Annotated in this window: 21 protein-coding genes; 12 read left to right on the top strand and 9 right to left on the bottom strand. The window is 71.1% G+C overall.

The window, feature by feature from the left end; genetic code table 11:
* Window positions 1-29 precede the first annotated feature (29 nt).
* From AB4Y78_RS02920 to AB4Y78_RS02890, 7 genes are all read left to right on the top strand, one after another.
* Window positions 30-1,088: a FecCD family ABC transporter permease gene (locus AB4Y78_RS02920; RefSeq protein WP_441736848.1), complete on the top strand. Its 1,059-nt coding sequence runs from the start codon at window positions 30-32 to the stop codon at window positions 1,086-1,088.
* Entirely contained in the window at window positions 1,085-1,888 is an 804-nt protein-coding gene (locus tag AB4Y78_RS02915; protein WP_441714930.1) for an ABC transporter ATP-binding protein, read from the top strand. The genes AB4Y78_RS02920 and AB4Y78_RS02915 overlap by 4 nt, the downstream gene beginning before the upstream one ends.
* Entirely contained in the window at window positions 1,885-2,943 is a 1,059-nt protein-coding gene (locus tag AB4Y78_RS02910) for an ABC transporter substrate-binding protein (protein WP_441714928.1), read from the top strand. Before AB4Y78_RS02915 ends, AB4Y78_RS02910 begins: the two co-directional genes overlap by 4 nt.
* A gap of 24 nt (window positions 2,944-2,967) precedes the next feature.
* Window positions 2,968-3,690: an enoyl-CoA hydratase/isomerase family protein gene (locus AB4Y78_RS02905; RefSeq protein WP_259911080.1), complete on the top strand. Its 723-nt coding sequence runs from the start codon at window positions 2,968-2,970 to the stop codon at window positions 3,688-3,690.
* Between the two features lie 176 nt (window positions 3,691-3,866).
* Window positions 3,867-4,295 (top strand): hypothetical protein, encoded by a 429-nt coding sequence (locus tag AB4Y78_RS02900; RefSeq protein ID WP_441714926.1) that lies wholly within the window; start codon window positions 3,867-3,869, stop codon window positions 4,293-4,295.
* A 247-nt stretch (window positions 4,296-4,542) separates the two neighbouring features.
* Complete coding sequence (locus tag AB4Y78_RS02895; RefSeq protein WP_007927299.1) at window positions 4,543-5,169, top strand: DUF47 domain-containing protein; 627 nt, start codon at window positions 4,543-4,545, stop codon at window positions 5,167-5,169.
* 5 nt (window positions 5,170-5,174) lie between these two features.
* Window positions 5,175-6,176 carry an anion permease gene (locus AB4Y78_RS02890; RefSeq protein WP_441714924.1) on the top strand — a complete coding sequence of 334 codons (1,002 nt, stop codon included), beginning with the start codon at window positions 5,175-5,177 and terminating at the stop codon, window positions 6,174-6,176.
* A gap of 85 nt (window positions 6,177-6,261) precedes the next feature.
* Here the strand turns inward: AB4Y78_RS02890 and pstB are convergent, their stop codons facing one another.
* The 8 genes from pstB to AB4Y78_RS02850 form a co-directional block, all read right to left on the bottom strand.
* On the bottom strand, window positions 6,262-7,041 hold the full coding sequence (pstB, locus tag AB4Y78_RS02885; protein WP_007927297.1) for a phosphate ABC transporter ATP-binding protein PstB: 780 nt from the start codon (window positions 7,039-7,041) through the stop codon (window positions 6,262-6,264).
* A 23-nt stretch (window positions 7,042-7,064) separates the two neighbouring features.
* Entirely contained in the window at window positions 7,065-8,126 is a 1,062-nt protein-coding gene (pstA, locus tag AB4Y78_RS02880; RefSeq protein WP_007927296.1) for a phosphate ABC transporter permease PstA, read from the bottom strand.
* Window positions 8,126-9,085: a phosphate ABC transporter permease subunit PstC gene (gene pstC, locus AB4Y78_RS02875; RefSeq protein WP_441714922.1), complete on the bottom strand. Its 960-nt coding sequence runs from the start codon at window positions 9,083-9,085 to the stop codon at window positions 8,126-8,128. The genes pstA and pstC overlap by 1 nt, the downstream gene beginning before the upstream one ends.
* 115 nt (window positions 9,086-9,200) lie before the next feature.
* On the bottom strand, window positions 9,201-10,316 hold the full coding sequence (pstS, locus tag AB4Y78_RS02870; protein ID WP_282070596.1) for a phosphate ABC transporter substrate-binding protein PstS: 1,116 nt from the start codon (window positions 10,314-10,316) through the stop codon (window positions 9,201-9,203).
* Window positions 10,317-10,538: 222 nt separating this feature from the next.
* Window positions 10,539-11,495 carry an NUDIX hydrolase gene (locus AB4Y78_RS02865; RefSeq protein WP_282070597.1) on the bottom strand — a complete coding sequence of 319 codons (957 nt, stop codon included), beginning with the start codon at window positions 11,493-11,495 and terminating at the stop codon, window positions 10,539-10,541.
* A 2-nt stretch (window positions 11,496-11,497) separates the two neighbouring features.
* Window positions 11,498-13,780, bottom strand: coding sequence for an RNA degradosome polyphosphate kinase (locus tag AB4Y78_RS02860; protein ID WP_282070598.1), 2,283 nt, complete (start codon window positions 13,778-13,780; stop codon window positions 11,498-11,500).
* A gap of 5 nt (window positions 13,781-13,785) precedes the next feature.
* The gene (gene mshD, locus AB4Y78_RS02855) at window positions 13,786-14,679 is read right to left on the bottom strand and encodes a mycothiol synthase (protein WP_441714920.1); all 894 of its coding nucleotides are present in this window, start codon (window positions 14,677-14,679) and stop codon (window positions 13,786-13,788) included.
* On the bottom strand, window positions 14,676-15,383 hold the full coding sequence (locus AB4Y78_RS02850) for a response regulator transcription factor (protein ID WP_040881214.1): 708 nt from the start codon (window positions 15,381-15,383) through the stop codon (window positions 14,676-14,678). The genes mshD and AB4Y78_RS02850 overlap by 4 nt, the downstream gene beginning before the upstream one ends.
* Before the next feature lie 42 nt (window positions 15,384-15,425).
* On the opposite strand from AB4Y78_RS02850, the gene AB4Y78_RS02845 reads away from it, so the two are divergent.
* Both AB4Y78_RS02845 and AB4Y78_RS02840 read left to right on the top strand, forming a co-directional pair.
* On the top strand, window positions 15,426-16,268 hold the full coding sequence (locus tag AB4Y78_RS02845; protein WP_441714917.1) for a hypothetical protein: 843 nt from the start codon (window positions 15,426-15,428) through the stop codon (window positions 16,266-16,268).
* 49 nt (window positions 16,269-16,317) lie between these two features.
* Window positions 16,318-16,812 (top strand): FABP family protein, encoded by a 495-nt coding sequence (locus tag AB4Y78_RS02840; protein ID WP_128277297.1) that lies wholly within the window; start codon window positions 16,318-16,320, stop codon window positions 16,810-16,812.
* A gap of 55 nt (window positions 16,813-16,867) precedes the next feature.
* Here the strand turns inward: AB4Y78_RS02840 and AB4Y78_RS02835 are convergent, their stop codons facing one another.
* Window positions 16,868-17,863, bottom strand: a complete 996-nt coding sequence (locus tag AB4Y78_RS02835; protein WP_282070601.1) for an LCP family protein — start codon at window positions 17,861-17,863, stop codon at window positions 16,868-16,870.
* 55 nt (window positions 17,864-17,918) lie between these two features.
* On the opposite strand from AB4Y78_RS02835, the gene ygfZ reads away from it, so the two are divergent.
* From ygfZ to AB4Y78_RS02820, 3 genes are all read left to right on the top strand, one after another.
* Window positions 17,919-18,941 (top strand): CAF17-like 4Fe-4S cluster assembly/insertion protein YgfZ, encoded by a 1,023-nt coding sequence (gene ygfZ / locus AB4Y78_RS02830; RefSeq protein ID WP_306512094.1) that lies wholly within the window; start codon window positions 17,919-17,921, stop codon window positions 18,939-18,941.
* A 62-nt stretch (window positions 18,942-19,003) separates the two neighbouring features.
* Window positions 19,004-19,573 (top strand): helix-turn-helix domain-containing protein, encoded by a 570-nt coding sequence (locus AB4Y78_RS02825; protein WP_282070602.1) that lies wholly within the window; start codon window positions 19,004-19,006, stop codon window positions 19,571-19,573.
* The gene (locus AB4Y78_RS02820) at window positions 19,570-20,196 is read left to right on the top strand and encodes a hypothetical protein (RefSeq protein WP_441714915.1); all 627 of its coding nucleotides are present in this window, start codon (window positions 19,570-19,572) and stop codon (window positions 20,194-20,196) included. The genes AB4Y78_RS02825 and AB4Y78_RS02820 overlap by 4 nt, the downstream gene beginning before the upstream one ends.
* Window positions 20,197-20,250 lie beyond the last annotated feature (54 nt).

The following is a 20,250-nucleotide window of genomic DNA, read 5'->3' as shown; positions in this document are numbered from 1 at the left end:
GATTGGGCCCCCGAGGCACCTGGAGCCGCGTGTCCCACGACCGTCCCGGCGGGCGTCGACTGCCCGTCACGCCCCTCTTCGTCGCCCTGCTGCTGGCGACCGCAGTCAGCGCCGTCGCCTCGCTCGCCTTCGGCTCCGAGCCGCTCTCGGTCTCTGGTGTCGTCGACGTGCTGCGGGCGCGCCTGTCCGGGTCGAAGGGGGCCGACCCCACCTACGACACGATCGTCTGGGAGCTGCGCGCCCCCCGCGTCATCATGGCCGTCGTCGTCGGCGCGGGGCTGGCCATGGCCGGGGCGTGCATGCAGACGCTCGTGCGCAACCCGCTCGCCGACCCCTACCTCCTCGGTGTCTCGGCCGGCGCGGGCGTGGGCGCCACCTTCGTCATCGTCATCGGCGCCTTCAGCGGCCTGGGCATCTGGGCGCTGTCCTTCGGGGCGCTCGGCGGCGCGCTCCTCGCGACCGCCCTCGTCTTCGGGATCTCGATGTGGCAGGGCGGGATCACCCCCCTCCGGCTCATCCTCACCGGCGTGGTGATGTCCGCCGCCTTCAGCTCCGTCTCGAGCTTCCTCGTCTTCTTCAGCGCCGACCCGCGGGCCACCCAGTCGGTGCTCTTCTGGCTGCTCGGCAGCCTCTCGGGGTCGGTGTGGCAGCAGATCCTGCCGTCGGTGATCGTCGTGGTGCTGGCCATCGCGATCCTGCTGGCGCTGCACTCCTGGCTGGACGCGCTCGCCGCGGGGGCCGATGTCGCCGCCGGGCTCGGCGTGCCCGTCCGTGGTCTGCGGATCGGGCTCTTCGTCCTCACCTCCGTCCTCGTCGGTGTGCTTGTCGCGGTCTCGGGCGGCATCGGCTTCGTCGGGCTGGTCGTCCCCCACCTGGCCCGCATCGTCGTCGGCGCCCTGCACCGTCACGTCCTGCCGATCGCCGCCGTGGGCGGGGCCCTCTTCATGCTCTGGGTCGACATCGCGGCCCGGGTCGTCGTGCGGCCGCAGGAGATCCCGCTGAGCGTCGTCACCGGCCTCGTCGGCGCCCCGATCTTCCTGCTGCTGCTCGGCAGACGGCACTACACCTACTCGGGAGGTGGCGAATGAGCCACCTCAGCTGCCGCGGCCTCGCCGCGGCGATCGACGGCCGCACCATCGTCTCCGGCGTCGACCTGACCGTGCCCCGCGGCTCCATGCTCGCCGTCGTCGGGCGCAACGGCAGCGGCAAGTCCACGCTCATCCGCGCGCTCGTCGGCCTGCGCCGGCCCGTAGCCGGAAGCGTCCACGTCGACGGCGCCGACCTGACGACGCTGCCGGCGCGGCAGCGCGCCACCCGGGTGGCCCACGTCGGCCAGGAGGACGCCCCGCCGGAGGACCTCCTCGTCGGCGAGATGGTCGCCATGGGCCGCATCCCGCACCGCCCCCCGTGGGCCGTCGACGCGAAGGGGGAGCGCCGCCTCGTCCTCGACGCACTCGACGCCGTCGGCCTGGCGGACAAGGTCGACCACCCCTGCCAGCACCTCTCCGGTGGCGAACGCCGTCGCGCGATGCTCGCCCGCGGCATCGCCCAGGGCACCGACCTGCTCGTCCTCGACGAGCCGACCAACCACCTCGACGTGCACCACCAGATCCAGCTCCTGGAGACCGTCCGGGCGCTGGGCCGGACCGTGGTCGCGGCCGTGCACGACCTGCAGCTGGCCGCCGCCCACTTCGACGAGGTCGCCGTGCTCCACGACGGCGGGCTCCACAGCGTCGGTCCTCCCGCCGCCGTGCTCACCCCCCAGACCGTGCGTCACGTCTTCGACGTCGACGCCCAGCACCTCGTGGACCCGGCGACCGGCCGGGTGCACCTCGTCCTCGGAGCCGGCGCCCCGCCGGCCGCCAGCCACCGGAAGGCAGCCTCATGACCCCCCTTCGCGCAGCCTGCGTCAGCGGAGCCCTCGCCCTCACCGTCGGACTGCTGTCCGCCTGCGGCGACGACGCAGGCACCGACGCCACCACCGCGGGTGGCGAGGTGACGATCTCCAACTGCGGTACCGACGCGTCCTTCCCCTCGCCCGCGGAGCGGATGTACGTAGGTGGCGACGGCAACCTGCTGTCGATGGTGCTCTCGCTCCGTGCGCAGGACCAGGTGGCCGGCGTCAGCGGTCTGAGCGACACCAAGGCGCTCTCGACGGCCTACGGCACGGACGTCGTCGATGCCCTGCCCGTGGCGACCACGGACTACCCGACGATGGAAAACGTCATCGCGCAGAAGCCTGACGTCATGCTCGCCGGCTGGAACTACGGCTACTCAGAGGAGAAGAAGCTCACCCCCGACCTCCTGGCGGACCGAGACATCGCCGGATACGTCCTGTCCGAGAGCTGCCGTCAGGCCGACGGCAAGCGGGGCACGATGCCCCCGTGGGAGGCGCTGTCGGCCGACATCGACAACCTCGGCAAGATCACCGGTCGTGAGGAGGAGGCGAAGGAGGTCAACGCCGACATCGAGGCGCGGCTCAAGGCCCTGCAGGCCGCGCCGCAGCCCAAGGAGGCCCCGACGGTCTTCCTCTTCGACTCCGGCACCAAGCAGATCTTCACCTCCGGCTCCTTCGGTGGCCCGCAGGCCATCATCGAGGCGGCCGGCGCCAAGAACGCGACGGCCGATGTCAAGGACACCTGGGCCGAGGTGTCGTGGGAGCAGCTGGTCTCCTCCGACCCGGACTTCTTCGCCTTCGTCGACTACGACGGGCAGACCTTCGAGGACAAGGTCAAGGTGCTCAAGAGCAACCCGGCGACCAAGGACCTGCCCGCGGTCAAGGAGGAGCGCTTCCTCAACCTGCCGATCCCGGCCTGGACGAGCAGCCCGCTCAACATCAACTCGGCCGAGCAGTTGCGGGTCGCCCTCGAGGAGCACGACCTCGTGCCCGAGAGCGACATCGAGCCCGAGCACGACCTCCAGCCGACGACATCGAAGAAGTGAGCGGCGGTGGCTAAGGTGCGTGGTGTGGGAGTCACGTACGAAGCATCAGACCGGCTGGCCCAGATCGTCCTCGACCGTCCCGAGGCCGGCAACGCGCTCGACCTCGAGATGGCGCGGACACTGCGCGAGCAGATCGAGCGCGCCCTCTCGGACCCCTATGTCGACATCATCACGCTGACCGCCAACGGCAAGGACTTCTGCCTCGGCTCGGACACGCGCGATGCCGAGGCTGCCGACGACCCGACGACCGCGGTCTTCGAGCTGGCCGCCGCGCTCGAGGAGCTCTTCGCGCTGCTCAACTCCTCGACCAAGCTCGTCCTCGTCGGCGTCCACGGGCGGGCCATGGGGTCCGGTCTCGGGCTCGTCCTCGCCGGTGACCTCGCCTTCTGCGCCGACGACGCCAGCTTCTGCGTCGCGCCGAAGGGCGGCACGGGCGCCCCCGACCCGGGGCTGGCCTGGCTCCTGCCCCGCGCCATCGGGCAGCAGCGGGCGCTCGCCTTCGGGCTCGGCGGCCGCACGCTGGACGCCGCGACCGCCGACGACTGGGGCATCGCCGAGATGGCACCCGACGGCGATGTCACGGCCGCCCTCAAGGACGCCGCGGACAACCTCGGCGGCAAGCACCTGTGGGCCAACTCCGAGATGCGCCGCCTGCTGCACGCCTCCTGGGAGACCTCGCGCACCGAGCTGTCCCAGTCCGAGGCCGTGACGCTCGTGCGGGCGCTGCTCATGCGCAGCAAGGACTGACCGGTGGGCGACCCCGGTCGGCCGCGACGTCCGCTCCACTTCGGGCCGGATGCCATGGAGGCGCACGGCGGCACCCTCCCCGACCCCGCCGAGACCGCCGCGGCCGCACACGCGGCCGCCCAGACCGTCGTCGACGCAGGCCGAGCACCTTCTCGCCGGAGACGACGGCCCGGCTGGTGCGGCTCGTCGAGGACCTCGGCATCGACACCCTCGCCCAGCTGTGGGCCGACCGCCCGGCGCGCAGCCTGCCCGGAGCCCTGTGGCGCGTCTACGTCCTGCGGGCCTGGATCCAGCGCCGTCCCGAGGTCGCCGCGCGTGAGTACGCCGCCGGGCTCGCGGTCGCCGAGGTGAGCCATGCCATCGCCGGCGTCGTCGACCCACCGGGTGCCGACGAGGTCCGCGCGCTGTCCGACCGGATCCTCGGTGGCGTCTTCGACGGCGACCTCGCCGTCGCGCTCGAGCGGGCCGCAGCCTTTTGCCGCGTCGTCGCCACCGGGCGCGCCCACCTCGACGACGGCGACGTGGCGACCGCCGCATCGATGATCGGGACCGCCGAGGACCTCGAGGCGTGCGCCCGGCTCTGGCGGGCCGGGGCACTGTCCTGACCGGGTCGTCCTGACCAGCCGCGGGAACAGATCCGGCCACCGCGTGGTTACGCTGGTCTGGTGCACCGGGTCGCGGTAGCCCCGGGTCCCAAAATACGCCGCCACGAGCGGCCGTGCGCCGTGAGGCGCTCCCGACCCGGTGCATCCCCGGTGTCTCGCGCGTGAACGCCCGATGACGCGTGGATGGCCCAGCGGTCCTAGAGTAGGCGCGACCCTGCTTCCTCCCCTGAACCGGAGTCTGACCCCCGTGGGCATCTTGCGACCGTCGTCCCGCGACGACGCCTTCTTCCAGCTCCTCGCCGACAGCGCCCGTCAGAGCGTCCTGGCTGCCGAGACCCTGACCCAGATGTTGGCGGCCGAGCCCGCCGAGCGCGAGGCGCTCCTGCCCCGGCTCAAGGACATCGAGCACGACGCCGACGAGGTGACCCACGCGGTCATCCACAAGGTCAACTCGAGCTTCGTCACCCCCTTCGACCACGGCGACATCGTCGAGCTGGCCGCGGCCCTCGACGACTGCACCGACTCCCTGGAGTCGGTCGGCCAGATGGTGGTCCTCTACCGCATGGACGGGCTCATGCCGGAGGTGACCGGTCAGATGGAGGTCATCGTCCGGATGGCCGAGCTCACGGCCGCCTCGATGCCCCGCCTGGCGACGATGAAGGCGCTGCCGGAGTACTGGGTGGAGATCAACCGCCTCGAAAACGAGGGTGACGTCATCCACCGCACGCTGCTGCGGGACCTCTTCGGCGGCGCGGTGACCGACCCCGTCGAGATCATCAAGCACAAGGACATCATCGAGCGCCTCGAGCAGGCGGCCGATGCCTTCGAGCGCGTCGCCCACCGGGTCGAGACGATCGCCATCAAGGAGTCCTGACCTTCGTGGACTGGCTTCCCGTAGCGCTCGTCACCGCGCTGGCGATGGGCTTCAACTACACCAACGGCTTCCACGACGCGGCCAATGCGATCGCCACGTCGGTGTCGACCCGCGCCCTGACCCCGCGGGCTGCGCTCGCCATGGCGGCCGTCGCCAACCTCTTCGGCGCCTTCTTCGGCGCCAAGGTCGCCGAGACGGTGGGCAAGGGCATCATCGAGGCCCCCGGCGGTGAGCTCGGCCTCGTCCTGTGCGGTGCCGCGCTGCTCGGCGCCATCCTGTGGAACCTGCTCACGTGGTGGTTCGGCCTCCCGTCGTCGTCGTCGCACGCGCTCATCGGCGGCCTGGGCGGTGCGGCGCTCGCCGCCGGCGCCGCCGTGAAGTGGGCAGGCATCTTCGAGAAGGTCGTCATCCCGATGCTCGTCTCACCCTTCGTCGGCATCCTCGTCGGCTTCCTCGTCATGAAGCTCATCCTGCGGATCTTCCGCGACGCCCACCCGGGGCGGACCAAACGCGGATTCCGCATGGCGCAGACCGCGTCCGCCGCGGCCATGGCCTTCGGCCACGGCATGCAGGACGCCGCGAAGACCGCCGGCGTCGTCGTGCTCGCCCTGACCGTCGCCGGGTACCAGAGCGGCGACGACCACCACATCCCGATGTGGGTCCTCGTCATGTCCGCCGTCGTCATCTCCCTCGGCACCTACGCCGGCGGGTGGCGCATCATGCGCACCCTCGGTCGGGGGATCATCCACCTCGACCCGCCGCAGGGCTTCGCCGCGGAGGTCACCGCGGCCTCGATCCTCTACGTCGCCACGATGCTGCGGGCGCCGATCTCGACGACGCACGCCATCACGGCGGCCATCATGGGCGTCGGCTCCACGCGCTCGCTCAAGGCCGTGCGCTGGGGCGTCGCCAAGGACATCGTCGGCGCCTGGATCTTCACCTTCCCCGGCGCGGGGCTGAGCGCAGCCGTCGTCATGTGGGTGGCGATGCCGCTCTTCGGCGTCTGACCCCGAGCACGACGAACGGCCGACGGATCCCCCCTGCGGGTCCGTCGGCCGTTCGCGGCTGCCCCCGGCGAAGGGGGGCGGCAGATCACCCGAAGCGACCGGAGATGTAGTCCTCGGTGGCCTTCTCGGTGGGGTTGTTGAAGATCTTCTGGGTGTCGTCGAACTCGACGAGCTGACCCGGCTTGCCGGTGCCCTCGATGTTGAAGAAGCCCGTGCGGTCCGAGCAGCGCGCCGCCTGCTGCATGTTGTGCGTCACGATGACGATCGTGTAGTTCTCCTTGAGCTCGGCGATGAGGTCCTCGACCGCGAGCGTGGAGATGGGGTCGAGCGCCGAGCACGGCTCGTCCATGAGGACGACCTCGGGCTTGACGGCGATGGTGCGGGCGATGCAGAGGCGCTGCTGCTGACCACCGGAGAGGCCGGAGCCGGGCTTGTCGAGGCGGTCCTTGACCTCGTTCCACAGGTTGGCGCCGCGCAGGCTGGTCTCGACCAGCTCGTCGGCGTCCGACTTCTTGATCCGCTTGTTGTTGAGCTTGACGCCGGCGAGGACGTTTTCGCGGATGGACATGGTGGGGAAGGGGTTCGGCTTCTGGAAGACCATGCCGACCTTACGGCGGACCATGACCGGGTCGACACCCTTGCCGTAGAGGTTTTCCCCGTCGATGATCACCTCGCCCTGGACGTGGGCTCCGGGGATGACCTCGTGCATGCGGTTGAGCGAGCGGAGGAAGGTCGACTTGCCGCAGCCCGAGGGGCCGATGAGGGCCGTGACCGACCGGGGCTCGATGGTGACCGAGACGTCCTTCACGGCGAGGAAGTCGCCGTAGTAGATGTCGAGGTTCTTGACGTCGATGCGCTTGGACACGTCGTGGTTCCTTGTCTGTCGCGTCAGCGACCGGTCTTGGGGGCGAAGAACTTGGAGATGAGGCGGGCGACGATGTTGAGGACCATGACGATCACCATGAGGACCAGGGCTGCGGTCCAGGCGGCGGCGATGCTGTCGTCCTTGTTGGTGCCCGGGTTGGCGTAGGAGCTGTACGCGAAGAGCGGCAGCGCCGACATCGAGCCCTCGAAGGGGTTGAAGTTCACGGCCTTGGCCGCACCCATCGTGATGAGCAGCGGGGCCGTCTCGCCCATGACGCGGGCGATCGCCAGGGTGACGCCCGTGGCCAGACCGGCGACGGCGGTCGGCAGCACGACCTTGACGATCGTCAGCCACTTGGAGACGCCGAGCGCGTAGCTCGCCTCGCGCAGCTCGTTGGGTACGAGGCGCAGCATCTCCTCGCTCGAGCGCACGACCGTCGGGATCATCAGGACCGACAGCGCCACGGCGCCGACGATGCCGGACTGGTAGGACTCGTCGCCGAGCATCATCGTGAAGAAGCCGATGGCGAAGAGACCCGCGACGATCGACGGGATACCCGTCATGACGTCGACGAAGAAGGTCAGACCGCGGGCGAGCGGACCCTTGTTGCCGTACTCGACGAGGTAGATCGCGGCGAAGAGGCCGATCGGCACGGAGATGAGCGTCGCGATGCCGGTCGTGATGACCGTGCCCATGATCGCGTGGTAGGCACCGCCGGTCTCACCGGTCGTGACACCGCGCATCGAGTAGGTGAAGAACTCGACGTCGAAGCGGTCCAGGCCCTTGGAGATGATCGTCCACAGCACGGAGACGAGCGGCACCATCGCCAGGAGGAAGGTCGTCGTCACCACGCCGGTGACCAGGCGGTCCATGGCGTGCCGTGAGCCCTCGACGCTGCGCGAGGCGACGTAGATCGCGATGCAGTAGAAGAGCGCACCGACGAGGATGACGGTCAGCGGGCTGAGCCCACCGACCACGGCGAGGAGGGCGACGGCGGCGACACCGGCGCCGGCGAGGATCGCCCAGCGGACCGGCTGCTCGAGGCGGCCGTCCGCCTGGACGTCGTCGTGGGTCGTGGCGGTCATCAGTTGGCTCCAGAGAACTCGGACCGGCGGGAGATGATCCACCGAGCGAACATGTTGACGAGGAAGGTGACGACGAAGAGCGCGAGACCGGAGACGAAGAGGGTGCTGCGCTCGATGTCGAAGGACTCCGGGAAGTTCAGCGCGATGTCACCGGCGATCGTGCCCGGCGTGCGCGAGGTGAGCAGCTCCCAGGAGTAGCCGCCGCCGCTCGCGGACAGGATGATCGCGACGGCCATCGTCTCGCCGAGGGCGCGGCCCAGACCGAGCATCGCACCGGAGACGACACCCGACTTGCCGAAGGGGATGACCGTCTGGCGGATCATTTCCCACCGCGTGGCGCCGAGGGCCAGCGAGGCCTCCTCGTGCAGCCGCGGCGTCTGGAGGAAGACCTCACGGTTCACCGCCGTCATGATCGGCAGGATCATGATCGCGAGGACGACGCCGATCATCAGCATCGTGCGACCGGTGGTCGTCACCGACTCACCGCCGAAGAGCGGGATCCAGCCGAGGTACTCGTGGAGGAACTCGAAGGTCGGGACGGCGCTCTGCGCGATCTGCATGCCCCACAGACCGAAGATGATGGAGGGCACGGCCGCCAGCAGGTCGACGATGTAGCCCAGGCCCGCAGCCAGGCGGCGCGGCGCGTAGTGGCTGATGAAGAGGGCGATGCCGATCGAGAGCGGCACGGCGATGAGCAGCGCGATGATCGACGAGAGCAGGGTGCCGAAGATCAGCGGCCCGATGTAGGCGACGAGGCCCTTCTGCCCGCGGACCTCGGAGGGGTCGGCCAGGAGGGCGTCCTTGGCCCCGAAGAAGAGGAAGAAGGTCACCCCCACGAGGACGAGGAGGATGACGACGCCGGCGGAGAGGGAGAGTCCGCTGAAGACGGCGTCGCCGAATCGGCGTCCGGACTTCAGGTCGCTCCGTCCGGGGGAGTCCACTGCTGAGGTGCTGCTCACGGTGTCCTGCTGCTTCCTTCAGGGGGTGGGAAGGGGGTGGGCTGACAGGCCGATCGGCCCTGCGACTGCGCTGCAGCCACAGGGCCGATTGGGTCGACCCTGAGGGTCACACTGGTCAGTCGGTCTTGATCTGGCCCAGGGCGTCGGTCGCGTTCTTGGTCGCGGCCTCGCTCAGCCCGGCCGAGCCGGCGGCGTCGGTGGAGGCCTTCTGGCCGTCCTCGGAGACGGCGTACTCGAGGTAGGCCTTGACCGTGCTGGCGACGTCCTTGTCCTCGTAGTCGGTGCAGGCGACCGCGTAGGAGACGAGCACGACCGGGTAGACGCCCTCGCCCGCGTTGCCACGGTCGAGCTTGACGGCGTAGTTGGTCTTGCTGCTCTCGTCGACGCGCTCGGCGCTCTCGAGGATCTTGGCGGCGGCGTCGGGGGTGTACTCGATGAACTCCTCGCCGGCCTTGATCTTGGCGGCCTTGAGGTCACCGATCTGCGAGGCGTCGGCGTAGCCGATGTTGCCCTCGCCGGCGCCGATGGTGTCGACGACACCGGAGGTGCCCTTGGCGGCCTCGCCACCCTTGATCGGCCAGACGTCCTCGGGCTCGTGCTTCCAGTTCTCCGGGGCGGCCTCGGAGAGGTACGCGGAGAAGTTCTTGGAGGTGCCGGACTCGTCCGAGCGGTTGACCGGCGTGATCTTGGTGTCGGGCAGGTCGACGCCCTCGTTTTCCTTGGCGATCGCCGGGTCGTTCCAGGTCTTGATCTTGCCGGAGAAGATGTCGGCGATGACCGGGGCGCTGAGGTTGAGGCTGTCGACGTCCTTGAGGTTGAAGGCGACGGCGATCGGGGAGACGTAGATCGGGAACTGGATGGTCTCGCCGGTGCAGCCCTTCTCCTTGGCCTTGGCGATCTCGTCGTCCTCCATGGCGGAGTCGGTGCCCGCGAAGTTCACGGCGCCGTTGATGAACTTCTCCCGGCCGGTGCCGGAGCCGTCGGGGGCGTACTCGACGGTGGCGTCAGGGGCCACGTCGGTGAAGTTGGCGATCCACTCGTTCTGCGCCTTCTCCATGGAGCTGGCGCCGGCACCCTTGATGGTGCCCGAGGCGGAGGCAGCGGCGTCGCCGTCGCCACCGGAGGCGGAGGTCTCGCCCTCGTTGCCCGCGCCACAGGCGGCCATCGTGAAGGTCAGGGCAAGAGCAGCGGAAGTGGTGAGGACCTTGCGGCCGCGGGTGGAACGGATCACGTCTGTCGAACCTCTCTGAGGGGGTGGACACGGACGCGCGACGAGGGCAGCCCGCCGCGACCGCCGTGGTCGTACACGACGAAGGTAGGGAGCGACGGTGACCGCAAGGGCCGCAACCGGTGAACAGTCGATGAATCAGACCTGCACAATGCGTGGTCCGGTCGCGCCGCGTGCGTCCTCGGGGTATGGGGAGCCGGCGTCCGGTCTTCGCCGCGCCGGTCCTCAGCCGCGGTCGAGGGGGTGGTGCCGCTCCGCAGCGACCACCCGCGCGTCCTCGCCGGTGCCCACGACGTGGGCGACGAGGACCTCTCCCTTCGCCAGGCCGGAGCCGACGGCGTCGTCGACGACGGACCGCGCGACGAGACCGGGGGCCAGGCGTGGGTCGACCCGCTCGTGCACCCGGGCCACGAGGTCGGGCAGGACCGGCCCGTGGCTGCACAGGCAGGCGGGGACACCCCGCTCGAGCAACCGGTTGAGGTGGTGGCCGGCGCGGCTGGGGTCCTCGGCGTAACCCTCCTCGGACAAGCCGGGCTTGAGGCGCAGGCGTCCGCCGGAGGCGGTGGCGTAGGGGGCGAGGGTGTCGCTCGCCCGGGTCGAGGGGCTGCTGACGAGTCGCTCGATGCCGTAGCCGGCGAGGAGGGGGACCAGGTCGGCCGCCTGTGCACGCCCCTGGTCGTCGAGGGGCCGCAGCCAGTCGTCGTCCGTCCACGAGGCGCGGGGGCGGGCCTTGGCGTGGCGGAGCACGGCGAGGGGCCAGGTCGTCAGGCTCCCCTGCGCGTCCGCGGCGACGAGGGCGTCGAGCTGGGCGAGGTCGTGCGGGTAGGTAAGCGTCGCACGGGCCGCGTCGGCCTCGAGCCAGGCGACCTCGTCGACCTCGTGGACGAGCCCGCCGACGCCGCCGGTCACCTCGGCGGCCCAGTAGCGCACCTCCTTGACCGCGGGGCCGGACTTCGTCGCGACCGTGTAGGTCGTGGTCGGCAGCGGGTGCCCGAGCCGCACGCGCAGCCCCGTCTCCTCGAGGGTCTCGCGCACCGCGGCGACGGGGAAGGTCTCGCCGGGGTCGAGCTTGCCCTTGGCCCACGACCAGTCGTCGTACCGGGGACGGTGGACGAGGGCGACCTGCAGTCGCCCGCGCCGACGTCGCCACGGCAGGGTGCCCGCGGCCAGGACGGTGGCCATCGTCAGCGCCGCGCCTTGCGGCGCCGCTTGGCGTGCATCGCGATGAGGGCGGCCTGGATGTCGGGCAGCGGGGACCCGTCGGGGCCCTGGTGCACCCGGGTCCAGCGCCCGTCGCCGTCGAGGCTCCAGTGGGCGTAGTCGCCGGACATGCCACGCGTCACGAGATCGAAGATCTGGTCGACGTGGCGTGGCTCGCTGATGCGCACGAGGGCCTCGACGCGTCGGTCGAGGTTGCGGTGCATGAGGTCGGCCGAGCCGATCCACGCCTCCCGGTCCTCGCCCTGCCCGAAGAGGAAGACGCGGGAGTGCTCGAGGAAGCGGCCGAGCACGGAGTGCACCCGGATGTTGGCGCTCAGGCCGTCGATGCCCGGGCGCAGGGCGCAGATGCCGCGGACCCAGACGTCGACGCGGACCCCCGCGTTGCTCGCGCGGTAGAGGGCGTCGATCGTCCGCTCGTCGACGAGGGAGTTGACCTTGACGGCGACGTAGCCGTCGCCGCTGCGCTCCTGGCGGGCGATCTGCTTGTCGATCCGCTCGACGAGTCCGTCGCGGATGCTGCGGGGTGCGACGAGCAGACGCTTGAACTTGCTGCGTGGCGCGAGCCCCGACAGCTGGTTGAAGAGGCGGGTCAGGTCCTCACCGACGACGGGGTCGGAGGTGAGCAGCCCCATGTCCTCGTAGAGGCGCGCGGTCTTGGGGTTGTAGTTGCCGGTGCCGACGTGGCAGTAGCGCTTGACCCCGTCGGCCTCCTGCCGCACGACGAGCGCCAGCTTGCAGTGGGTCTTGAGGCCGACGATGCCGTAGACGACGTGGACGCCGGCGTGCTCGAGCTTGCGGGCCCACTCGATGTTGTTTTGCTCGTCGAAGCGCGCCTTGATCTCGACGACGGCGAGCACCTGCTTGCCGGCCTCGGCGGCGTCGATGAGGGCGTCGACGATCGGGCTGTCGCCGCTGGTCCGGTAGAGCGTCTGCTTGATCGCGAGGACCTGCGGGTCAGCGGCGGCCTGCTCGATGAAGGCCTGCACCGAGGTCGAGAAGGAGTCGTAGGGGTGCTGGAGCAGCACGTCCTGCCGGGCGATGCGGCCGATGAGGTTGGCGGCCTTGGAGGACTCCGCCGGCGCCAGGTCGGCATTGGTCCGGGCGACGAAGGGAGGGAAGTGCAGGTCGGTCCGGTCGATGTCGGCGATCTCGTTGAGACCGCGCAGGTCGAGCGGTGCCGGCAGACGGTAGACCTCGTCGTCGGTGACGCCGAGCTCGCGCGAGAGCAGCTCCATGACGTGGTCGTCGAGGTCCTCCTCGACCTCGAGACGCACCGGCGGGCCGAAGCGGCGCCGGGTCAGCTCCTTCTCGAGGGCGGCGAGCAGATTTTCGGCGTCGTCCTCCTCGACCTCGAGGTCCTCGTTGCGGGTGACGCGGAAGGAGTAGTGCTCGTGCACCTCCATGCCGGGGAAGAGCTGGTCGAGGTGGGCGGCGATGACGTCCTCGAGCGGCACGAAGCGCGCCTCGAAGAGGTCGGAGGTCACCGAGGCCGTCGCCCGCCGCACCTTGAGGAAGCGCGGGAGCGAGGGCGGCATCTTGATCCGCGCGAAGTGCTCCTTGCCCGTCTTGGGGTTGATGAGGATGACGGCGAGGTTGAGCGAGAGCCCGGAGATGTAGGGGAAGGGGTGGGCCGGGTCGACGGCGAGCGGGGTGAGGACCGGGTAGATCTCGCTGCCGAAGAGCTCGCCGAGCCGCTCCTGCTCGGCGGGCTCGACCTCGCTCCAGCGCACGATGCTGATGCCCTCGTCGACGAGCGCGGGGCGGACCGAGTCCTCGAAGATGCGGGTCTGCACGGCCGTGAGGTCGTGGGCGATGCGCGAGATCTGCTCGAGCACCTCGCGCGGCTCGAGCCCGGAGGGGCTGCGCACCGCGATGCCGGTGGCGATGCGGCGCTTGAGCCCGGCGACCCGGACCATGAAGAACTCGTCGAGGTTGCTCGTGAAAATCGCGAGGAAGCGGGCGCGCTCCAGGAGCGGCACGGACTCGTCGGCCGCGAGCTGGAGCACGCGCTCGTTGAACTGCAGCCAGCTGATCTCGCGGTCGAGGAAGCGGTCGACGGGCAGGTCTGGCGCTTCGTCCGCGTCGTCGCTGCCGCCGGCGCGGACGAAGCGGCCGTTGGCCGCCCGCGGGCGCAGCTCGGGCGTCGCGGCGGGGGACGAGGAGGTGATCGAGATGTCTCCGGCGGGACCAGTGCCCGGGCGCGCGGTCACGGCAGGGCGGGGCACGGGGGAGGAAGCGTCGGACATGCACCTCATCCTGTCACTGCGGGGTGAACCTCGCGTGAATACATCACGTGCACGGCCCGCCGCTCGAAGCCGGCCCTGCGGTAGGTCGCGAGGGCGGGTTCGTTGTCGCCCTCGACGTACAGCTCGACGTCCACGACGCCGCGTCGGGCGAGGTGGGCCAGGCCGAGCCGGGTCAGCGAGCCGGCGAGCCCCCGGCCGTGCAGCTCGGGGTGGACGCCGACGACGTAGACCTCGCCGGTGCTCCCGCCGGGCGGGTCGATCTTGGTCCAATGGAATCCGGCGAGACGGCTCGGGTCGTCGTCCTCGAGGAGGATGAGCCCCTCGGGGTCGAACCAGGGCTGAGCGGCCCGCTCGGCGAGACCGTCGGCGTCGAGACTCCCCTGCTCGGGGTGGTGGGCGAAGGCCGCCGCGTTGACGGCCAGGAGTGCGGCGTCGTCCTCACCGGGTCGGAAGGTCCGGTGGCGGATCCCGTCGGGCAGCTGCGGGTCGATCTCGTCGCCGGGCCCGACCGGGCGGGCGAGGACGAGCAGCTCGCGCACGACGTGCAGCGCGAGGCGGTCGGCGAGCGCGCGGGCGGCGGGCAGGTCGCCGTGGGCCCAGGGGCGGGCGTCGGGGCGCCGCTCGAGGGCGGTGGTCAGCAGGGCGGTCCCGGTGCCCTCACCCCGGGCGTCGGGGACGACGAAGGCCTCGAGCGAGCCGTCGGCCAGCGTGGCCGCGTAGCCGAGCAGGCGGTCGCCTTCCGTGACGAGGAGGTGGTCGCCGGCCCGGGGGAGAGCGAGGAGGAAGGCCTCGCTGAGCGGCTCGACCCCGTCGGCGGAGGCCACGGCCGACGCAGCGGCGCGCACCTGCTCGACCTGCTCGGGAGCCAGCTCGACGAAGGGGGTGGGAGACCAGGTCACGAGACCTCGCCCCCCGTCTCGGTGAGCTCGTCGCCGCGGTCGGGGACGAAGCGGTAGCCGACGTTGCGGATCGTGCCGATGAGCTGCTCGTGCTCGCTGCCGAGCTTGGCGCGCAGGCGTCGGACGTGGACGTCCACGGTGCGGGTCCCTCCGTAGTAGTCGTAGCCCCAGACCTCCTGGAGGAGCTGGGCCCGGGTGAAGACGCGACCCGGGTGCTGGGCGAGGTGCTTGAGGAGCTCGAACTCCTTGTAGGTCAGGTCGAGCAGCCGCGTCCCGAGCCGGGCGGAGTAGCTGCTCTCGTCGATCGTCAGGTCGCCGGCGACGATCCGCTCGTCGTCCTCCGCGTCGGCTTCGGCGGTGCGGGTCATCGCCAGGCGCAGCCGGGCCTCGACCTCGGCGGGACCGGCCCCCTCGACGACGACGTCGTCGACCGACCACTCGGCGGTCACGGCGGTCAGGCCCCCCTCGGTGAGGATCGCGATGACCGGGGCGCCGGTGCCGGTGGCGCTCAGGACGCGGCAGAGCGAGCGCGCCTGGACCAGCTCGGTGCGGGCATCGACGAGGACGACGTCGACGGCCGGGGCCTCGATGACGGCGGCCGCCTCGGCAGGGAGCGTGCGCACGTGATGGCCCAGCAGCCCGAGGGCAGGGAGGATCTCTGCGCTGGGCGCCAGGTCGTCCGTGAGGAGGAGCAGTCTGGCCATCGCCCCCAAGAATATGCGTGAACGGGCGGCTACCCTCGCCACGTGACCACAGATGTACCCGCCGAGCACGAGACCCGAGCCTCGCGCCGCACGCAGCGTGCGGGCGCGGACCGGGGAGTCGACCCGACGGCCCCGGCGACGCGGCCACGGCCCGTCGTGGTCGCCGCGACCGTCGTGGCCGGGCTCGCCCTGAGCGCCGCAGGCGCCTCGGGGGAGCGCGTCGTCGAGATCGTGACGATCGTGACCATCGGTCTCGCCGTGGCGATCGGCTGGCCCCCGCTCGTCGCTCCACGCAGCCACGTCGGCATGACCGTGGTCCTCGCGGTCACCGCGCTGGCGCTCGGCGCAGCCCTGGCCGTGCAGGACCGCGAGCCCTACCTCGAGCACGTCCCGGCGGCGATCGCCCTCGGCGTCATCGGCATGTGCCTCCACCCCCTCGTCCACGCCCCCGCGCGGGTGCACCTGGCGACCTCCTTGTCCGGCACGGCCCTCGGCCTGCTGACGATCGGCGGCGGCGGGCTCTTCGTCAGCACGGTCTTCGTCGGCGGGGGTGGGCCGGTCGTCGTCGTGGGCATCGCCCTCGCGGTGGCGGCGCTCGTCGACCTGGTCCTCGAGCGCCCGGGGGCGAGCCCGTGGCTCATCCCGACGGGCATGCTCGTCGGTGGTCTCGCCGCGCTGGCCGCTCACTTCGTCATCGACGGTCAGCTCGCCGCCTGGCCGGCGCTCATCGGCGTGGCCGGTGCCGGGGCGGCCGCCGCGATGCGTCGGGCCCTCGCCCAGCGAGCCGCCGTCGACGGCCCCCTCGGGGCGCTCGCCGCGGGTACCGCGTCGGTCCTCGTCGTCGCGCCGCTCGTGCACCTCGTGGCTCGGCTGCCGCTCGTCTAGCGACTCCTCGGGGCGGTCGGGCGGTCGACGCCGCGTCTACGATGGGCGCGTGTTCACCCTCGATCCCACGATCCACCCCGATGTCGCACCCCTCGCCTGGCTCGTCGGCCGCTGGGAGGGCGCCGGCGTCCTCGGCTACCCGTCGATCGAGTCGGCCAACTTCGGTCAGGAGATCGTCGTCAGCCACGACTCGCGCCCCTTCCTCCGGTGGGAGAGCCAGTCGTGGATCCTCGACGACGAGGGCAACAAGGTGCGTCCGTCGGGCACTGAGCTGGGCTTCTGGCGGGCCGGGGGCGAAGGGGAGGCGGAGCTGCTCCTCGTCCACCCCACCGGCATCGTCGAGATGTACTACGGCACGGTGGAGCCGGGCCGGATCGAGCTGCAGACCGACGGGGTCATCCGCAGCCCGCACGCGAAGGAGTACTCCGCGGCCAAGCGCATGTACGGCCTCGTGAAGTCCAACCTCATGTGGGTCATGGACATGGCCGCGATGGGCCAGCCGATGACGAGCCACCTCTCGGCGGAGCTCAAGCGGGTCGAGTGACCCCCCGAGACGGCGCTGGCGAGCGCTTCGAAGGGCAGGGGGCGCAGCGCCCTCCCTACTCCTCGTAGCCCTCCATGTCGTCGGTGCGCAGGGCGTCGGAGAGGCGGTCCATGCCGGGCTCGTCGAGGACGTCGATCGACTCGCCCCGGCTCGTCGTGCCGTAGCCGCTGAAGGGCGCGGTGACGAAGTGGATGTCGCCGCCACGCACGTTGCGCATCTTGATCGCCTCGCTGCGGATGCGGCCGGTCGTCAGGTCGTTGTCGACGACGGTGTTGCTCGTCCCGGCCTCGATGACGTTGCCGAGCTTGCTCGGGTTGAGCAGCACACCGGGGCTGAGCGTCTCCGCCATCATCGCCTTGAGCCAGGCCTGCTGCCGCTGCCCGCGGGAGATGTCGCCCTCGGCGAGGGTCTTGCGCTCGCGGACGTAGGCGAGGGCCTCGTCGCCGTCGAGCTCAAGCTGGCCGGCGGGGTACTCGGGGCTGGCGTGCTGGTTGGTGACCGTGACGCCCCCGAGGGCGTCCGTGAGGTTCTTGAAGCCCTCGAAGTCGGTCTTGGCGACGTGGTCGATCTTGACCCCGACGAGGTCCTGGATCGTCTCGACGAGCAGGGGCGACTGCCCGTAGGCGTAGGCGGCGTTGATCTTGCCCTCGCCGTGGCCGGGGATCGGGACGTACAGGTCGCGCGGGAAGTGGATGATCCACACGTCCTTGCGGTCCCTCGGCACGTGGACGAGCTGGATGACGTCGGACCGGCTCGCGGTCTCGCCGGGGCGGGCGTCGGAGCCGATGAGCAGGTAGTTGGTGCCCATGTCGCTCACGAGCTTCTTGCCGCTGGCGGTCTCGGTCTTGGCCGCGCTCGCGCCGAGGAGGTCCTCGTGCGTGAGGTTGCGGTCGACCTTGCTGCTGAGGAACCAGCCGTAGCCGCCGACGCCGACGGCGACGAGGAGGGCGAGGGCGAGCAGCGAGCCGATGATGCGACGGCCGCGACGGCGCCGGCGTGGGCGGCGGGACTCCTCGACGGTGTCGTCGGCGTCCGCGAATTCTTCGAGCATGGCCACATGGTAGGGGCCCGGGGTGGTGACTCCCTGAACGCCGTAGATTGGGGTCATGAGCACCTCCCCCCTGCTGCAGGCGCCCGGCGCGGTCCCGGGCGAGGGTCTCGACGCGGGGGTTGCCGCCCACTACGGGGACCCGATGCGGGAGCAGCGGATCCTCGCCGAGGGACTGGGGGTCGTCGACCTGTCGCACCGCGGGGTCGTCACGGTCACCGGACCGGACCGGCTCTCGTGGCTGCACTCGCTGACCTCGCAGCAGCTGACCGGCCTCGCACCGCGCACCTCCGCCGAGTCGCTCGTGCTGACGCCCAAGGGGCACGTCGAGCACGCCCTGCACCTCGTCGACGACGGTGAGACGACCTGGATCACCGTCGAGCCGGGCACCGCGGCGTCTTTGGCGGCCTGGCTGGACTCGATGCGCTTCATGCTGCGGGTCGACGTCGCCGACGTCTCGGACCGCTACGCGGTGCTCGGCGAGACCGTCGACCGTGAGGGCAGCGAGGGTGAGCCCCCGACCTGGGTCGACCCCTGGCCCCGACTCGTCGGGGACTCCGCCCTCTACGGCCCGCCGGTCGAGGAGCACCCCGGTCGCGACCGGCGCTGGCGCGAGGTCATCGTCCCCGTCGACGAGGTCGCCGCCGCGGTCGGTGACCGCGAGCTCGTCGGCACCTGGGCCGCCGAGGCGCTGCGCATCGCCGCGTGGCGTCCCCGTCTCGGGGCCGAGACCGACCACCGGACGATCGCCCACGAGCTCGACTGGCTGCGCACGGCCGTGCACTTGCACAAGGGGTGCTACCGCGGTCAGGAGACCATCGCCCGGGTGCACAACCTCGGGCGACCCCCGCGCCGGCTCGCCTTCGTCCACCTCGACGGCTCCGGGCACACGCTCCCGGACCCCGGCGCGGAGATCACGCTCGGGGAGCGCGTCGTCGGTCGGATCACCTCCGTGGCCCGGCACCACGAGGACGGCCCGATCGCGCTCGCCGTGCTCAAGCGCAACACCGACGACTCCGCCGACCTGCTCGTCGCCCCGGACATCGCCGCCGCCCAGACGGTGGTCGTCCCCCGGGGGTGAGTCGGGTCACCTTCTGCTGTCTTTGGCTTGCAGTTGCTAACTAGAGCAAGCACACTGGGGGCATGTCGAAGAACCCGCTGGACGCCCTCCCGGGCAACCTGGGCAACAACCTCGGTGAGTACCTGCGCGAGCAGCGGCTCACCAAGAAGCTGTCGCTGCGCCAGCTCTCCGCGATCGCCGGGATCTCCAACCCCTACCTGAGCCAGATCGAGCGGGGGGTCAAGCGGCCGAGCGCCGAGATCCTCCAGCAGATCGCCAAGGGCCTGTCGATCTCCGCCGAGACCCTCTACGTCCAGGCCGGGCTGCTCGACCCCAAGGACGCCGCCGCCGAGGCCGGGGCCACGACCCGCGCCGCGATCGCCACCGACCCCGCACTCACCTCGCGCCAGCGGCAGACGCTGCTCGAGATCTACGAGTCCTTCGTCGGTGTCACCGCCGCGGACGACCACGCCGGGCCTGCGCGCCCGACGCCGCGTGCCCGCGCCACCCGCAAGGCGGCCCAGCAGTCCACGCCGAAGAAGAAGGCGACCACGACCACCGCGAAGAAGACCGCGGCCAGCACGAAGGGCTCGGCAGCGTCGTCGGGTTCGCGTACGTCCACCCGCAAGAGCACTCCAAGGAGCACCTCATGAGCGTCACCACCACCGTCAAGAAGGTCGTCACCGAGCAGACCTACGCCACCATCGGCGCCACCGACCTCACCGTCGAGACCGTCCGCGGCTACACCGCCCAGATCGCCGCCCTGCGTGCCGAGCTGGAGCCCAAGAAGGTCCAGGCCCGCGTCAAGGCTGCCCCGTCCGACGCGCAGGCGTACTACGCCGACCTCACCAAGCGCGGCGAGGCCCTCGTCACCCGCATCAAGAAGCAGAAGGCCACCCAGGACCTCGTCGGTCAGGCCGAGGCCACCGTCGCCCTGGGCAAGGGTGTCGTCACGACCGTCAAGAAGGCCGTCGCCGACGTCGAGCGCTCCGCCAAGGCCACGCTGACCATCGGTCGCAAGGAGGCCGCCAAGGCTGCCGAGGCCGTCGCCGACTCCGTGGACGTCGACGTCAAGGTCGACACCGCCAAGGCGAAGAAGGCCGTCTCCGGCTCCGCCAAGCGCACCACCACCGCCGCGAAGCGCACGAGCACCACCGCCAAGAAGGCCGCGACCCGCACCCGCACCGCGACCAAGTCGACCGCGACCGCCGCCAAGAAGACGGCCGCCAAGACTACGACCGCTGCTGCCAAGGCCACCGAGAAGGTCGGCGACTGAAGGAGTCCGGCTCCCTTGGCGGAGCAGCCGACCCTGTGGTGAGCCGGTAGCCTC

Origin of the sequence: Janibacter sp. RAF52 (assembly GCF_052114035.1) — a bacterium.
Classification (GTDB): Bacteria; Actinomycetota; Actinomycetes; order Actinomycetales; family Dermatophilaceae; genus Janibacter; species Janibacter hoylei.
This window is presented reverse-complemented; position numbering and strand designations above follow the sequence as displayed.

Bases quoted from the DNA above. Each gene is read 5' to 3' on its own strand.
- AB4Y78_RS02915 (WP_441714930.1), top strand. From the start codon at position 1,085: ATGAGCCACCTCAGCTGCCGCGGCCTCGCCGCGGCGATCGACGGCCGC.
- AB4Y78_RS02910 (WP_441714928.1), top strand. From the start codon at position 1,885: ATGACCCCCCTTCGCGCAGCCTGCGTCAGCGGAGCCCTCGCCCTCACC.
- pstA (WP_007927296.1), bottom strand. From the start codon at position 8,126: ATGACCGCCACGACCCACGACGACGTCCAGGCGGACGGCCGCCTCGAG.
- AB4Y78_RS02865 (WP_282070597.1), bottom strand. From the start codon at position 11,495: ATGGCCACCGTCCTGGCCGCGGGCACCCTGCCGTGGCGACGTCGGCGC.
- AB4Y78_RS02860 (WP_282070598.1), bottom strand. From the start codon at position 13,780: ATGTCCGACGCTTCCTCCCCCGTGCCCCGCCCTGCCGTGACCGCGCGC.
- AB4Y78_RS02850 (WP_040881214.1), bottom strand. From the start codon at position 15,383: ATGGCCAGACTGCTCCTCCTCACGGACGACCTGGCGCCCAGCGCAGAG.
- AB4Y78_RS02835 (WP_282070601.1), bottom strand. From the start codon at position 17,863: ATGCTCGAAGAATTCGCGGACGCCGACGACACCGTCGAGGAGTCCCGC.
- ygfZ (WP_306512094.1), top strand. From the start codon at position 17,919: ATGAGCACCTCCCCCCTGCTGCAGGCGCCCGGCGCGGTCCCGGGCGAG.
- AB4Y78_RS02825 (WP_282070602.1), top strand. From the start codon at position 19,004: ATGTCGAAGAACCCGCTGGACGCCCTCCCGGGCAACCTGGGCAACAAC.
- AB4Y78_RS02820 (WP_441714915.1), top strand. From the start codon at position 19,570: ATGAGCGTCACCACCACCGTCAAGAAGGTCGTCACCGAGCAGACCTAC.